General features: G+C 65.9%; 4 protein-coding genes. 2 read left to right on the top strand and 2 right to left on the bottom strand.

What is annotated here, in order from left to right:
- Positions 1–107: 107 nt before the first annotated feature.
- Together ACFXKN_RS00230 and ACFXKN_RS00225 are read left to right on the top strand one after the other, a co-directional pair.
- A complete protein-coding gene (locus ACFXKN_RS00230) occupies positions 108–977 on the top strand; it encodes a TetR family transcriptional regulator (protein ID WP_379432054.1) in 870 nt (289 codons plus the stop codon).
- A gap of 632 nt (positions 978–1609) precedes the next feature.
- Positions 1610–2638, top strand: a complete 1029-nt coding sequence (locus tag ACFXKN_RS00225; RefSeq protein WP_379432249.1) for a phosphotransferase — start codon at positions 1610–1612, stop codon at positions 2636–2638.
- Positions 2639–2670: 32 nt separating this feature from the next.
- Here ACFXKN_RS00225 and ACFXKN_RS00220 read toward each other — a convergent pair whose 3' ends face one another.
- Positions 2671–3366, bottom strand: coding sequence for a DUF6875 domain-containing protein (locus ACFXKN_RS00220; protein WP_378973396.1), 696 nt, complete (start codon positions 3364–3366; stop codon positions 2671–2673).
- Complete coding sequence (locus tag ACFXKN_RS00215; RefSeq protein ID WP_379432053.1) at positions 3363–16910, bottom strand: amino acid adenylation domain-containing protein; 13548 nt, start codon at positions 16908–16910, stop codon at positions 3363–3365. Before ACFXKN_RS00215 ends, ACFXKN_RS00220 begins: the two co-directional genes overlap by 4 nt.
- Positions 16911–16995 lie beyond the last annotated feature (85 nt).

Genomic DNA, 16995 nt, shown 5'->3' with positions numbered 1-16995 from the left:
GCCGAGCGTTCGTTCGGCATGGAACAGAAATGACACTGACACGAGACGATAACTCCTGTCAAGCGCCCGAATTGCGGCAGCAATGGTGTTCAGATATTCTGAACACTGTGAACATCCCAGACGGTGAACCGGCCAATCTGGGTGCACGCCTGCGACAGGCGAGGCTCGCGGCAGGTCTGTCGTTGCGGGAGACCGCGCGTCGCATCGATGTCAGCCCGGCCACGCTCAGCGCCGTCGAGACCGGCAAGACGGGCGTCTCGGTGCCCCGACTCCGACTGCTTGCCACCGAACTCGGCACCACGACGCAGTGGCTGATCGGCGAGCTACCGGCCCGGACGCCACCGCCCCGGCAGCGCGGCGCCGTCGATCCGGTCGGCGAGGCGGCTCGCGTGTGGCGCGAGTTCCCGCCACTGGATATCGATCCCGTACTGGCCGCCGCGATCGACTCCTTCGTCGAAACCGGCTACCACGGCGCCACCATGCGGTCGATCGCACAGCGAGCCGGCATGAGCGTGCCGGGGGTCTACCACCACTACCGCGACAAACAGGACCTGCTGGTGCAGGCACTCGACCTGACCATGGACGAGCTGCACTGGCGGGTCGGCGCAGCCCGGCGCGAGGCGGGCACCGGCCGCGACCGGGTGACCCGAGTAGTCGAAGCACTCGCCCTGTTCCACACTCATCGCCACGCACTCGCCTTCATCGGCGCCAGCGAAATGCGCAGCCTCAACCCCGGCAATCGACAGCGAATCACCGTGTCCCGAAACGAACTCCAGCACCTCCTCGACGAAGACATCGACACGGCGCTCATCGAGGCGAAAAGCAGCACCGAGCACGCGAGGGCCGCCGGACGCGCGATCGCGACGATGTGCACCGCCCTGCCGCAGTGGTTCCGTCTCGACGGCCCGGCCACACCGGAGCAGATCGCCACCGACTACGCCGACTTCGCCCTCGGCCTGCTCGGCATCCGCCGGTGACACTAACGGCTAGGCATTAGCTGCCGGCCAATCGCGGAGGAGACCGCAAAAGCCCACCTGCTGGAACACGTCGGTGCACGCGACTACAATTTGACAATGAGCTCGAATGCACTGGAGCAGAACGTGTTCGGTACCGCCGTCGCGATCTTGTTTTATCTCGTCGCAATCGTCCTGCCGATGATCGTGCTCGTTCACATCGTCGTCCGCTCGGCATTGCGAAGGAAACTCCGCAGCGGGACCAGCAGCGCACTTCGGCAGCCCGAGCAGCCCACCGGCGCCGGACAGCCAGAGCCCGAACGTTCACCCCCATCACCGATTTCTCGGTCGACGCCCAACCGACCCATCGGCTACGTACCCCCGCCCAGCAGCGGTGGGGGTGGTTCAGGATTCTCGACAGGATCTCTGTTCTAGCAACCTGGTAGAAACCTCAGCCCCCTTCAACTCCACCCGAGCCCGGCGGCGACTGTCGTCGCGACAGCGAGAACTTCTGGACGTTGGTCTACATGTGCGAGTAGCCTGAGAATCTGCTTCTCCCACCAGAGAATCTTACTTACGCTTCGAGTGGAGGATCCCTGTTGACCGTCGAGCATCTGCCGATCCCCCGCGACTGGGACCACATCACCCCGCAATGGATGACCACCGCACTGAACAGCCACCACCCAGGAGTCCGGGTCGCCACGGTCGACATCGCACTGCGCGACGACGGCACAAATCGGCGGGCACGACTCGCCCTCACCTACGACAGCGCGGAGCAGGGCCCGGCCTCGGTATTCGTCAAGGCCGCCGACCCAGCCCACAAGGAACTCATCACACTCACCAGCGGCATGTTCCACGAACCACGCCTCTTCCGCAGTGGCGTGGCCCTGCCCGTAGAGCATCCCGCCGTCTTCGCCGCACTCATCGACGAGGAAGCCGAGAACTTCCTACTGGTCATGGAGGACCTCACCCTCCGCGACGCCGACCCGCGCGACGCCACCCGCCCCCTCACGATCGAACAGGCCGCGAGCGGAGTCCGCGCACTGGCGCGCCTGCACAGCAGCTTCTGGGGCGAACGACTCGATAGTCACCCCGCTCTGGGATGGCTGGAACCGTTCGTGCCATGGGACGGAATGGAGATCGCCCCACTCCAAGCCGCGTTGGACCGCCTCGGACCGGAGTGCCCACCCGCGGTGACCAGGCTGAGCATCGGTGAGCTGATCAATGATATCTGGAAGCCCTACATTCACAGCCTCACCTCCGGACCGCAAACACTGCTGCACGGAGACGCCCATATCGGCAACACCTACCTCATCGACGACACCCACATCGGCTTCCTGGATTGGCAGGTCGCCCGCCGCGGACACTGGTCACTGGACCTGGGCTACTTCCTGCAAGGTGCACTCACGATCGAGGACCGCCGTGCAGCCGAGGACCGCCTCTTGGGGGACTACCGCGATGCCCTGGACCTCCCCGCCAGGGAGAAGCCGACTCCCGAACAGATCCGTCACGGCTACCGCGCCTCGGTCGCACACGGTCTGACACTGTGGCTGTGCACCGCCAGCGCGGGCGAATTCTGGCAACGCCCCGATATTGCGCTGGCGCTGGCCCAACGCTATTCAGCCGCTTACGCCGACCTCGATACCGCCTCTGCTATTGCTGACCTGGCGGAATCCGGCCTGTGACTGGATCCCAACTCGTGCGTGGTCGTCCCTGACTATGACGTGGAGCTGTCGATCCTTTCCGCCGAGGTGTTGCGGGTGGCCGGGGTCTCGACGAGCTTGGCGGCGATGGAATTGCTGATGAAGCCGGGGATGGTGGGAGCGAAGAGTCCGAGGTAGGTATCGATCCATTCGTGGCGGGAATTGAGGAATGGAAAGTCGGTGGGAACCATGTTGCGCACGGCGAGGCTGGGCAGGGGCGCATCGAGTGCGGGGAATCTCGGATTGTGCAACCCGGCGGCGGTGCAGCCCGGATAGAATTGGCCGAGCATCAGCCCATTGTCGACGAACCGGGATTTCTGCTCGTCTTGGACAGCGTCGAGGTCTGCGTATTCGGTGAGGTCGGGGAAGACCGCGAGGATGGCCTTGTGTTTGTTGTCGGGTTCGCGGTGGGGTGGCATGGTCGAAAACAGGTCGTTCAAGTCGTCGACGACTGCGGTTATGCACTGAGTGCCGATGTGGCGGCCTTCGACGAATGAGACCCAGAGGTTTTGTAGTGCGATACCGCGGCCGATATAGGGGCAGACCGGGCCGGATCGGCCTAGGTCACGATGGGTTCGGCAGAGGTATTCGCGAATCCATCGGCGCAATTCGGCGGCGCGGGGATGTTCGGCGCCACGAATTGCCGGATCGGTGGAGAACAGGTTGGTCGGCCGCATGCCGGAGCGTGTCCCGACAATTCCGTTGCTCATGATCGCCGCCTCTGTGCCGAGGTGAGATCGAAAGGTCGGCCGCGATGAGTGGAATGGAGGTGCTCGGTGATGGCCAGTCCGATCTCGCGTAGTGCCTCGGGATCGGTCATGTGCTCGTGCCGGGTGGGAATGTGGTGGTTGGTGATGTGGCCGGTAATATGGTTGCGCAACGCGGCGGTATCGGCAGGGCGTTCGCCTTCCTGTGCGGCGGCGGTGAACAAGAGCAGGTCACCGTCGAAGAGGGCGGATCGGTGTTTCCAGGTGAGATCGACGAGCCGGGTGTAATCGCGGTGCAGGATTGCGAGATGCTCGGGTGTGAGGACGGTGAAGAGTCCGCCGCGCCGGTGCAGTAGCTCGGTCGCGGCCTCGAATGTGAGGTCGGCGGGAGTCTGCGGGTCGTCGAGGCCGCCGAACTCGATGAGCATGTCCATGATGGCGGGCGTGGGCGGGCGGACACTGCCGGCGGTGACGACATGGGTGTCCATCATCGCCAGGGTCGCGACGTGGGCGCCGGCGCGCCGGAGTTGGACGGCGATCGCGTGGGCAATGGTGCCGCCGAGCGAGTAACCGAGCAGGTGGTAGGGACCGCGCGGCTGAACGGACCGGATCTCCCGCACATAGCGGGCGGCGAGTTGGTCGAGCGTCTCGAATCGCGCGGCCGGGTCGGTCAGTGTCGGGGATTGCAACCCGTATACGGGACGTTCGGGGTCGAGATGCTGCACCAACCCGCTGAAACCCCAGGCCAATCCGATGGCGGGGTGGACGCAGAACAGTGGGGGTCCGGTGCCCGTCGCACGCAGCGTGAGCAGGATCGAGAGCGCCTCGCCGGGGTCCTGCTCGCCGAGGCCCCGGCGGCCGGCGTCGATCCGCCGGGCCAGCAATTGCGGTGTCGAGTCGGTGAATATCCACTGGACCGCGACGTCGGAACCAGTTGACGCCCGCAGCCGCTCCACCAATCCGATAGCGGCCAGCGAGTTTCCGCCGAGGGTGAAGAAGCTGTCGTCGACGCCGGCTCGTTCGATGTCGAGGGTCTGGGTGAAGGCGGCGCAGACGGTGGCCTCGAGCGCGGTGGACGGCGGCCGGAACCGGGCGGGTTGCGGGTCGGGCGCCGGTAGGGCTTTGTAGTCGAGTTTGCCGCTCGGAGTGACCGGTATCCGTTCGAGGATATGGATGACGGTGGGGATCATGTGGGTGGGCAGGTGGGCCGTGAGGTGGGCGGTGAGCGCGGTCGTGTCGACAGTGGTGCCGGGATTGGCAACGACGTAGCCGACGAGTAGGTCGGCGTCGTTGGATCGGGTGTCGACGAGGACGGCGGCATTGGCGATATCGCGATGGCTACGGAGCGCGGTTTCGATATCGCCGGGTTCGACGCGGTGACCGCGGATCGCGAGCTGAAGGTCGTTGCGGCCTTTGTACCGCAGTGTCCGTTCAGCGGTCCAGGTGACCAGGTCGCCGGTGCGGTACATCCGGGTACCTGCCTGGCCGTATAGATCGGGGACGAATCGGGCGGCGGTGGTGACGGGCTGCTTGTGGTAGCCGCGGGCCAGGCCGGGTCCGGACAGGTAGAGCTCCCCGACCACCCCGGGCGGGACCGGGCGCAGTCGGCGGTCGAGCACGACGGCGCGAAATCCGCGAATCGGTCCACCGATCGTGATTTCTCGGCCGGGCGTGGTCGAGCGGGCCTCGGCGCAGGCCATGATCGTGGTCTCGGTGGCCCCGTAGGTATTGACCACCGTCCGACCCGGTGCCCAGTGCGCCGCCAGGTCCGGTGGGCAGGTCTCGCCGCCGAGGACGACGGTCTCGACGGTGTCGAGGCCATCAGGGCGCATCGACGCGAGCACTGTGGGAGTGAGCGCGATGTGGGTGACGTATTCGGTGGCGATCAGTTCCGCCAGTTCGGTGCCGGCGACTACCGATGGCGGGGCGAGAACAAGGGTGGCTCCGGTCGCGGCCGCGCTGAGCCATTCGAGGATCGAAACGTCGAACGTCGGTGAGGCGGCGGCCAGCACCCGCGATGTCGGAGTGAGTCCGAATCGGCCCCTGGTCTCGGTGGCCAGGTCGGCTAACCCGGTGTGGGTGACGACGACGCCTTTCGGAGTTCCGGTGGAGCCCGAGGTGTAGATGAGATAAGCCGGGTGTTGTGGTTGTAGTGGGGTTGTGCGTTCGTCGTCGGTGATCGGTTCGGCGTTGCGTGTGGTGTCGTCGAGATCGTCCACTGTCCACCAGTTGATGTGATCGGGCACTGTCGCGCGCGCGACTGTCGCGGCGAGTCCGATGGTGGCGCCGGAGTCGGTGAGCGTCTGGCTGATGCGTTCGGCGGGGTGGGTCGGGTCGAGCGCGAGGAAGGCTGCCCCGGTCTTGGCTGTCGCCCATATCGCGATCACGAAGTCGACAGACCGTGGAATGCCGACCGCGACAACGGTTTCCGGCCCGGCTCCCAGGTCGATCAGGACCCTGGCCAGCCGGTTGGATCGCTCATCGAGTTCCCGGTAGGTCAGGTGTCGGCTCTCGAACACGACTGCGATGGCATCCGGGTTCCGGGCGGCCGCCGCGGTCAGCAGATCGGCCAGTACGACAGGCGTTGTCGCGGGTGCTCCCTGGTAAGTCATCAGCTCGGTTCGTTCGGCTGGTTCCAGTATTTCGATGGCGCCGACCGGCGGTGCCGGGTCGCTGGTGACCGCTTCGAGTATCCGGGTCCATCGGTGTATGAACGACTCGATCGTCGTGGCGTCGAACAGTTCCGTGGCGTAGGTGAAAGACGCTGTCACACCGGTGTGCTCGTTGTTGCCCGACAACACGAGCTGAAGATCGAAACGCGATACCTCGTCGGGAAGATCCGCCACGACCGACACGTCGAGACCCGGCAGCTCCAGGTCCACCTGATCGAGGTTCTGGAATACCAACATCACCTGGAACAGCGGGTGTCGGGACGGGCATCGTTGCGGAGCCAGTACGTCGACCAGTTGCTCGAATGGCACATCGGCGTTGGCGAAGGCATCCAGGTCGACTCGTTCGACACGGTCGAGCAGGTCGGTGAACGACTCGCCGAGGTCGATCTCGGTCCGCAGCACCAGCGTATTGACGAACATGCCGACGACATCGTCGAACGCGGCCTCTCCGCGTCCGGCGATGGGCGTGCCGATCGCGATATCGCCGACGCCACACAACCGAGCCAACAGCACCGCCAACGCGCTGTGGAAGACCATGAACAACGACGAGTTGCATTGGCGCGCCATCATTTCCAGATCCCGCACCAGCTCGGGATGCAGAGTGTGGTTGATGGTGGCGCCTCGATGTGATGCCGCTGCCGGCCGGGGCCTGTCGGTCGGCAGGCGCAGTTCCTCGTCCATGCCGTCCAGGGTTTCGGTCCAGTATCGAATCTGTTCGGCGGAGAGTGACTCCGGATCCTCGGGCGAGCCGAGGGTGCTTCGTTGCCACAGTGCGTAGTCCGCGTATTGGATCGGTAGTGATGTCCACGATGGGGCTTGTCCGTGGCTGCGTGCGGTGTAGGCGGTGGTGATGTCGCGGGCCAGTGGTGTCATCGAAAAGCCATCCGCGGCAATGTGGTGCACCACGACGACCAGGACGTACTCGGGCGTCTCGCCGGTGTCGGCGCGGAACAATCGAGCACGCACCGGCACCTGAGCGCTCACATCGAAACCCTGAGTGACCAGCTCGATTATCGTCGAGGCCAACCGGCTTCGAGGAACGGGCATCGGGGTGAGCTCGAGATCGACCTCGTCGACGGGTTCGATCAACTGGATCAGCATCCCGTCGTGTTCGGGATATCGGGTTCGCAGGGACTCGTGCCTGTCCAGCACGTCGGCCATGGCCGACCGGAGCGCCTCGATGTTCAACTCGCCGCGTATCCGGATCGCGATCGGCACGTTGTAGGCGCCTGAGTCCGTGTCGTATTGGTTGAGGAACCACATGCGCTGTTGCGCGGGTGCAAGGGGCACAAGGTTCGGTCGTGGTCCGGCGACCAATGCGCGATGGTGCCGTCCCGTACCGCTATGCCCCTCGAGTCGCGCTGCTAGTGCTGCGACCGTTGATGCGTCGAACAGCAGTCGCACCGGGACCTCGGTATCCACCATCGCTGCGAGTCGGGCGGCGATCCTGGTCGCGATCAGACTGTTGCCGCCGAGCGCGAACAATGAATCCTCGACGCCGACGCGTTCCACACCCAGTACTTCGGCGAACACGTCAGCGATTGTGTGCTCGAGCGAGGTTCCGGGTGCTCGGAACACGACCTTGTCAGCGAACACCGGATCCGGCAAGGCCGCACGATCCAGCTTGCCCACCGGTGTCAACGGGACATGATCGAGAACCATGATCGCGGACGGAACCACATAGGAGGGCAACCGACCGGCGACGTGCTCGGTCAGCGCCGCGGTATCGATCGAATGACCAGGCGCGGCAACGACATACGAAACCAGCGAATCGGTCCCGGAACCGCTGCGGTGGCCGATGGTGGTGGCGAAACCGACGGTCTCGTGCGCGGCGAGCGTGGCATCGATCTCGCCGAGTTCGATACGCAGACCACGAATCTTCACTTGGCAATCGGACCGTCCGAGATGCTGCATCGCTGCGTCGGGTGTGTACCGGACCACATCCCCGGTCCGGTACATCCGCTCGGCGGGCATCCAGGGGCACGCGACGAAACGCCCTGCTGTCAGGCTGGCCCGACGATGGTAACCGCGGGCCAGCACAGCACCCGCGATATACAACTCCCCCGCCACACCCACTGGGACAGGGTTGAGCCGCTGATCCAACACCCACGCCGAGACACCGCGAATCGGGCCGCCGATCGTCACCGGCTCCCCCGCCACCAATGGGGCGGTCAACGTCGCGACGACGGTGGCCTCGGTCGCCCCGTACTCGTTGAACATCCGGCGGCCGCCGCACCAGCGCTCGACCAACTCGGGGCCATTGACCTCGCCACCGACCACGAGGTATCGCAAATCCGTCAGCGGCCATCGAGTGTGGTCGATGGTGGACAACGCCGAAGGCGTGATGAGGAGATGGCTGATGCGCTCGCGGTCGAGCAGTTCGCCGAGTTCGTCACCGCCGTAGACATCGCTGGGTGCGATCACCATGGTCGCACCCAGCGCCGACAACAACTCCGCCACCGAAACGTCGAAGTTGGGCGATGCCAAATGCACAGCGCGCGCGCCGGATTCGATGTGAAACGCATCCTGGTGCGCGGCGGCGAGGTTGGCAAGTCCGGAATGCGTCACGGTAACGCCTTTTGGCACGCCGGTAGTGCCGGAGGTGTAAATGAGGTAGGCCGGGTGTTGCGGGCGCAGTGGGGCCATGCGTTCGGGGTCGGTGATCGACGTAGAGGATGCCGACGCTGCCGTAGCGATGTGGGCGGGGTCGTCGAGGACCAGCCACCTGGTTGTGCCCGGAAGCCTGCAGCAGTGTGCCTCGAGTGTCAATCCGATGGTGGCGCCGGAGTCGGTGAGCAGGTGGATGATGCGTTCGGTGGGGTGGGTCGGGTCGAGAGGAAGGAAGGCTGCTCCGGATTTTGCGGTCGCCCAGATCGCGAGCACGAAGTCGATGGAGCGCTGTAAAGCGATGGCCACCAATGATTCCGGTCCTGCGCCGAGGTGGATCAGGACGCGGGCGAGCTGGTTGGATCGCTGATCGAGTTCTCGGTAGGTCAGGTGTTGGTCGGCGAATACGACGGCGGTGGCATCGGGGTTCCGGGCGGCCGCGGCACTCAGCAGATCAGCCAGGACGACTGGTGGTGTCGCGAGTGTTTCCGGGTGGAACAGCAGGGCGGTTCGTTCGGCTGGTTCCAGTATTTCGATGGCGCCGACCGGTGTTGTCGGGTCGGCGCCGACCGATTCGAGTATCCGGATCCATCGGCGTATGAACGATTCGATCGTCGCGGCATCGAACAGGTCGGTGGCGTAGGTGAAAGCTGCTGTCATGCCGGTGTTCTCATGGTTGTCCGACAGCACGATCTGCAGGTCGAAACGGGATACTTCGTCGGGAAAGTCGACGGTGGACGCGTCGAGATCCGGTAGTTCGAGTTTCGCCTGGTCCAGGTTCTGGAATACCAACATCACTTGGAACAATGGGTGGCGAGAGCGGGATCGTTCGGGGGCCAGTGCCGTCACCAATTGTTCGAACGGGACATCCGCGTTGGCGAAGGCATCGAGGTCGATCTGCCTGACACGATCGAGCAGGTCGGTGAACGACTCGCCGAGGTCGATGTCGGTCCGCAGCACCAGCGTATTGACGAACATGCCGACCGCATCGTCGAGTGCGGCCGCGCCACGTCCGGCGATGGGCGTGCCGATCGCGATATCGCCGGTGCGGCTCAATCGAGCGAACAGCACCGCGAGCGTGCTGTGGACGACCATGAACAACGACGAACTACCCTGGTACGCAACCCGTTCCAGCGCCTGAATCAGCTCCGGATCCAGCGCATGGCTCGTGGTGGCGCCTCGATGGGATGCCGCTGCGGGGCGCGGTCGGTCGGTCGGCAGGCACAGTTCTTCGGCCATGCCGTGCAGGGTTTCGGTCCAGTATCGGATCTGTTCGGTGGATAGTGATTCCGGATCCTCGGGTGAGCCGAGAATGGTTCGTTGCCACAGTGCGTAGTCCGCGTATTGGATCGGTAGTGGTGTCCACGACGGGGCTTTTCCGTGGATGCGGGCGGTGTAGGCGGTGGCCATGTCGCGGACCAGTGGTGTCATCGAAAATCCGTCTGCGGCAATGTGATGCACTATGACGGCCAGCACGTGGTCCGGTGCCTCGCTGGTGTCGACGCGGAATAATCGAATGCGTACCGGCACCCGAGTTGTCACATCGACATGCTGAGCGCTGAACTCGGTGACCGCCGTGGTGACCTTGTTCGCGTGAACTGGTGTCGGGGTCAGCTCGAGGTCAACCTTGTCGGCGGGCTCGATCAGTTGGACGATTGCCCCGTCACGTTCGGGGTATCGGGTTCGCAGGGACTCGTGCCGGCACAGCACGTCGACGATGGCCGATCGCAGGGCCTCGACGTTCAACTCGCCGTGTAGGCGGATCGCGATCGGCACGTTGTAAGCCGCCGAGTCCTTGTCGTACTGGTTGAGAAACCACATTCGCTGTTGCGCGGGTGCCAGGGGGACGAACTCCGGGCGTGGTCCGGCGACCAACGGTGGACGGAGTCGTCCTGTTCCGGTGTGCTCCGCGAGTCGCGCTGCCAGTGCCGCGACCGTTGGTGCTTCGAACAGCAGTCGTACCGGAACCTCTGTGCCGAGCATCGCGCCGAGGCGAGCGGCGCTCCGGGTCGCGACCAGGCTGTTGCCACCGAGAGCGAAGAACGAATCGTCGGCACCGACGTGTTCCGCACCCAGTATCTCGGCGAACAAGTCGGCGATCATGTGCTCGAACGGCGTTGCGGGCGCCCGGAATACCGTGTTGTCGGTGAACACCGGATCCGGCAACGCCGCACGATCCAACTTGCCCACCGGGGTGAGTGGAATGTGGTCGAGGACAACCACCGCGGCCGGCACCATATAGGCGGGCAACGAGTCGCGCACCAGCGCAACCAGTTCCCCGGACGCTACGGGTGATGTCACCGAGACGTAGGACACGAGCCTCGGCCCGACCGTGTCATCGCGATGGACCACGGTGCGAGCGAAGGTGACCGATGGGTGGGTGAGCAGCGTCGTGTCGATCTCGCGTACTTCGACGCGGTAGCCGCGAACCTGCACCTGATCGTCGATCCGGCCGAGGAACCGCAGCGTACGGTGTACATCCAGGCGTACCAGGTCACCGGTGCGATACATCCGCAGGCCCTGCGCACCGGGAAGGGCATAGGGATCGGCGACGAACCGGCTCGCGCTCAGCGACGGGCGGCCGTGGTACCCGCGGGCCACCCCGGGCCCGGCCAGATACAGCTCGCCGGGTACCCCGACCGGAACCGGGTGCAGCCTGCCATCGAGCACCAGCATCTGCATGCCGCGTACCACGCTGCCGATACTCACCTGCTCACCCGCGCGCATCGGCGCGCTCACCGTGGCCGCGACGGTGGTTTCGGTCGGTCCGTAGGCGTTGAACACGGCACGGCTCGAACTCGCCCATGCGGCAACGAGTTCCGGACCGCACTCGTCGCCGCCGACGGCTATCACGCCGAGATTGTCGAGCCCGGCCGGGTCGAGTGTCGCCAGCGCCGCCGGGGTGATAAAGGCGCAGTCCACTCGTTCCATGCGCAGCAGCCGGGCAAGCTCGTCGCCGCCGTACACGTCGCCGGGCACGATGATCGTCGTCGCGCCCGACAGGAAGGCAGGCAACAACTCCAAGACCGACGCGTCGAAGCTGGGCGAGGAGAAGTGCAGCGATCGAGTACCGGTGCCCAGCCGGAACCGCTGCGCGAGTTCGGCTCCCAGACAGGCCAATCCGCGATGCGTCACCACCACCGCCTTCGGGCGTCCCGTAGATCCCGATGTGTAGATCAGATACGCCGGGTGGTCCAGCTGGGGGGTAGCCGTCAGTTCCGCGACTCCGACCGCTGCGGCCGACACTGCGGCGCACTGTTTTTCGAGGTGCGATGAGCCGATCGGCAGCCAGTGCACCTCGGCGGGAAGCGCCGCCCGATGGCTGGTATCGGTCAGACCGATCCGGACTCCCGCGTCGGCGATCATTGCTTCGATCCGGGCAGCCGGGTACTTCGGGTCGATCGGCAGGTAGGCCGCGCCGGTCTTGGCGACGGCCCAGATCGAGATGATGGCCTCGATGGACCGCGGCAGCGCCACCGCGACCACCTGCTCGGCACCGACACCCTCGGCGATCAGCACCCGTGCCAGGCGGTTGGATCGCTCGTCGAGTTCGCCGTAGGACAGATCGATACCCCGGCACCGCACGGCCGTCGCAGCTCGGTCACGCTCGACCGCCGCGGTCAACAGCGCGGCCGATATCGCGGGCGATTCGGCCGGACCGGACACCACCGGGCACAGGTCAGCCCACTCGACCGCGTCGAGCAAGGGCAGATCGCCGACCGCACGACCGGGGGTCGTGATCACCGCGGTCAGGATCGCGGTGAACCGGCGGGCGAAGCCGGCGACCGTCTCGTCATCGAAAAGGTCAGTCGCGTAGCCGAATTCCGCTCGCATCGCGCCGGACGTCTCGGTGATGGTCAGCTGCAGATCGTATTTCGTGATGCCGGTGCTGATCGCCGCGATCGTCGCGCGCAGACCCGGCAGCTCGACCGTGCCGAGATCGGGGGTCCGCTGATACGACAGCATGACCTGGAACAGCGGATGACGTGCCGGGGAGCGCGCCGGATCGAGCTCCTCGACCAAGCGCTCGAACGGGATGTCCGCATTGGCGAAGGAGTCCAGATCACGGTCGCGGATCCGGCCGAGCACGGTATCGAAACCGGCGCTCGGATCGATCTCGGTGCGCAGCACCACCGTGTTCACGAACATGCCGACCAGCTCGTCGAGTGCTGCCTCGCCGCGGCCCGCGATCGGTGTACCGATCACCACATCGGTGGTCGCGCTCAGCCGCGCCAACAGGATCGCCAGCGCGGTGTGCGCCACCATGAACACACTCGCACCGCTGTCGGCGGCCAGCTCAGCCATCCCGCGGCGAGTGTCGGCATCGATGCCGAACGCGTACGTGCCGCCGCGATGCGAGGGCACCCTCGGGCGTGCACGGTCGGTGGGGAGATCGAGTTGTTCCGGTATGTCGGCGAGGGTGGCGCACCAGTAGTCGAGTTGTCGGCGCATCGCGCTGTCGGGTTCGTCCGCACTGCCGAGCGTGTCCCGCTGCCACAGCGCGTAATCCGCGTAATGCACCGGAAGTGGCGACCAATCGGGCGCGACCCCGCGCCGGCGAGCGTCGAAGGCGGTTACCAGATCCCGGGCCAGCGGCTCGAACGACCAACCGTCGCAGGCGATGTGGTGCAACACCACCGTCAGGACGTGTTCGCTCGGTCGCGTCCGGTAGAGGGCCACCCGGATCGGTGGTTCCACGGCCAGGTCGAAGCCGGTGGACGCGTCGGCCACCAGCTGTGCGTCGATATCCTCCGGCGCTACCTCGACCGCCGTCAGTTCATCCGACAGCCGCGCCGCCGCGTCCTCGGCCGATCCGATGACCTGGCTAGGGTTCGCGTCCCCGGAGTAGATGAATGTGGTGCGCAGACTCTCGTGCCTGCGCACCACATCGGCGAGCGCCGCGTGCAGCACGGTCGGGTCGAGCGCACCGGTCAGCCGGATCGCCAGCGGCATGTTGTACATCGCCGAGAAACGATCGAATCGGTTCAGAAACCACAGCCGCTGTTGCGCGTACGACAGCGGCAACATCTCCGGCCGCGCCTGTGCCCGGGCGTACGAGAGCAACGACGGCGGCGCCCCGGGGCCATCGCCGTTGGTGGACTTCATGGCCAACCGGGCGGCCAGGTCGGCAACAGTCGCCGCCTCGAACAGGTCACCCAGCGCGATTCCCGCGTGGGGCAGCGCGGCATTGATCCGCGCTACCGCCCGTGCCGCGAGGAGCGAATCGCCACCCATGTCGAAGAAGCCGTCATCGATACCGAGCTTCGCCTCGGCGCGGCCGAGCACGTCGACGAACACCGCCAGCAGCAGGTGTTCCACCTCGGTGCGCGGAGCTCGGGCGCTGCCTTGCGTTTCGTACCGCGGCGCGGGCAGCGCATCACGGTCGATCTTTCCGTTGGGTCCCAACGGCATCGCGTCGAGCACCACGACAGTGCGCGGAACCATGTACTCCGGAAGTGTCCGTCCCAGCGCCACCCGCACCGCACGGACATCGACCGTCTGTCCCGTAGCCGCGACGACATAGCCGACCAATTCGTCACCGCCGTGCGCGGTCGGCCTGGCGAGGCAGACCGCCTGAGTGATCGGCTCGTGCGCCACCAGTGCGGACTCGATCTCGCCGAGTTCGATCCGCAGGCCGCGCACCTTCACCTGGAAGTCGGTGCGGCCCAGGTACTCCAGGTTCCCGTCGCCGCGCCACCGAGCCAGGTCTCCGGTGCGGTAGAGCCGCGTGCCCGGGCCGTAGGGGTTGGCCACGAACCGGCCCGCCGTCAGCGCCGGACGGCCGAGGTAGCCGCGCGCCAACTGCACACCGGCCGAGTAGAGTTCCCCCGCCGCTCCGACCGGGACCGGCCGCAGCTCGGCATCGAGCACGTACACCGAGGTGTTCCACACCGGCGCGCCGATCGGCACCACTGTGGCATCGCTGTCGCATTCCCACGACGTGACGTCCACCGCTGCCTCGGTCGGGCCGTACAGATTGTGCAACTCCACGCCCGGATAAGCCGCCCGGACCAGCCGAACCGTCTCCGCGGGCAGCGCCTCACCGCTGCACAGCACACGCCGCAGCGCACTCGCACGGATCGGACAGTCGGCGACGAACACCGCCAGCATCGATGGCACGAAATGGGCCGTGGTGACGCCCTCGTGCGCGAACAATGTCCGCAGATAGGCCGGATCGCGATGCCCGCCCGGTGCGGCCAGCACCAGGCGCGCGCCGACCTGCAACGGCCAGAAGAACTCCCATACCGACACGTCGAACCCCGTCGGGGACTTCTGCACCACCACATCGTCGGCGCTGAGCCGATAGCGATGCTGCATCCACCGCAGCCGGTTGTCGATCGCGGCGTGGGTGACGGCGACGCCGTTGGGCTTTCCGGTCGAGCCGGAGGTGAAGATCAGATAGGCGGGGTGATCCGGCCGCAGCCGGTGACGCCGATCAGCGTCGGTGATGGGTGCCGAGCTCGCAGGGCTATCGGCGGCACCGCGCTCGATCCGGTCGATCTCCAGCTGCCGCAAGTGCGCCGGTAGCTCCACCGGATGTCGGCTCACTGTCAGCGCACAGACCGGGTTCGCGGCCGCCAACACGTATTCGGTGCGTTCGGCCGGATGATCTGGATCCACGGGGACGTACGCGGCGCCGGTCTTCACGATCGCGTACATGCCGACGACGAGTTCCAGGCAGCGCGGTATCGCCAGCGCGACAATCGACTCCGGTCCGGCACCCGCGTCGATGAGCACCCGCGCGAGGCGATTGGACTGGACGTCCAGCTCGGCATACGTCACGCGCAGGCCGTCGAATGACAGCGCTACCGCGTCGGGCGTGCGGGCGACCTGCGCGGCGAACAGCTCTGGCAGCGTGCTCGCCACCAGGTCCACGGCAGTCGCATTCCAGCCTGCCAGCAATTGTCGCCGCTCGGCCTCATCGGATACGGCCACTGTCGCGACCGCGTCGCCTATTCCAGCGGCGAGGAACCGAGCGAAGTAACCGAGGAAGCGCCGGTGGTGCATTGCGACGTCAGCGGCTGCGTAGCGGTTCGGATTGGCCTCGAAGTCCAGCTTCAACCCGCCGTCGGGGCCGTTGTAGACATTGATGGACAGGTCTTCCACCGGACCGGTGGACAGGACGTGCACCGCTGCGACCGCCGAACCGAGCCGGAGCTCGTTGGGAAACAGCATCATGTTGATCATCGGGCCGTAGAAGCCGCGCCGACCGGCCATCGCCCCCCGATCGCGCCGAATATCCTCGTGCCGGTATCGCTGATGGGCCAGGGCGTCGCTCAGCTGTTCGCGCACCTGACCCACCAGCTCGAGCACCGACTCCTCCGCATCGACGAGCACCCGCAGCGGCACCACGTTGGATACGAAACCCGCCGACGTGCGCAGCGGTCCGGTGGTGCGCGCCGTCACCGGCAGGCTGAACAGCACCTCGCCGCGTCCGGTGACCCCGGCCAGATACCCCGCCAGCGCCGCCACCAGCAGTGCGGGCCGCGACGCGGCGTGACTCCGCTTGGCCGCGTCGCACAGATCACGTGTCGGCTCATCGAGCCCCGCCGACTCGACGATGCGATGCGCGCTCGCGGAGGCTGTGCGCGTACTGAGGCTGAAAGGTATGGGCGGCACCGGGAATTGGGCTCGCCAGTAGCGCTGGTCCTCGGTGAAGTGCTCGGATCGGCGGTATGCCAGCTCCGCCTCGTAGATGTCGTACAGGTCGGCCGCCTGCGAGGAACCAGGTTCGATACCGGCCAGCGCCGCGTTGTACAACTCCGCCGTGCGCGCGATCAACATCGTCGCGCCGTAGCCGTCGATGGCGATGTGGTGCATGCGGCAGTACCAGAAGATCTCCGCATCGCCGGTACGCAGCAGAACAAGTCGAATGAGCCGATCACGCCCGATATCGATGGGCGCGCACGAGTCCGCACGCATCCACGCGTGCGCGGCCGTGGGGGGATCGTCGACATCGCGCAAATCCAGCTGCTCGAGCTCGAACGGCGCATCCGGATCGACGACCTGTCCTGGCTGATCCGCACTGCTGAGGATCCGCAGCCGCGGGCTTCCCATCTCGACCGCGCACCGGCGAGCCGCCCGGTCGAGTAACTCGATATCCAATTCGCCGCGGATTTCGACATAATGCGCCACTGCCAATGGCACGTCGGGAGCCAGACGTTGCGCGGCCCAGATATCGGCCTGCCCGGACGACAACGGGAAAGGACGCGTGCCACGAGGACTAGTAGCGCCGCCGTTGCCGAGCGGAGTTGCCGATGCATTCATCAATTGCCCTTCGGTCGAGATGCTCATGACAAAGCGCGGACTGCGGGGACATCGTGAATCAGCTCTACGGGGATCACGGTCGAGA

It is taken from the genome of Nocardia sp. NPDC059195 (genome assembly GCF_042754695.1).
Taxonomy (GTDB): domain Bacteria; phylum Actinomycetota; class Actinomycetes; order Mycobacteriales; family Mycobacteriaceae; genus Nocardia.
This window is presented reverse-complemented; position numbering and strand designations above follow the sequence as displayed.

Coding starts and splice junctions, on each gene's coding strand:
- ACFXKN_RS00225 (WP_379432249.1), top strand. CDS start 1,610: ATGACCACCGCACTGAACAGCCACCACCCAGGAGTCCGGGTCGCCACG.
- ACFXKN_RS00220 (WP_378973396.1), bottom strand. CDS start 3,366: ATGAGCAACGGAATTGTCGGGACACGCTCCGGCATGCGGCCGACCAAC.
- ACFXKN_RS00215 (WP_379432053.1), bottom strand. CDS start 16,910: ATGAATGCATCGGCAACTCCGCTCGGCAACGGCGGCGCTACTAGTCCT.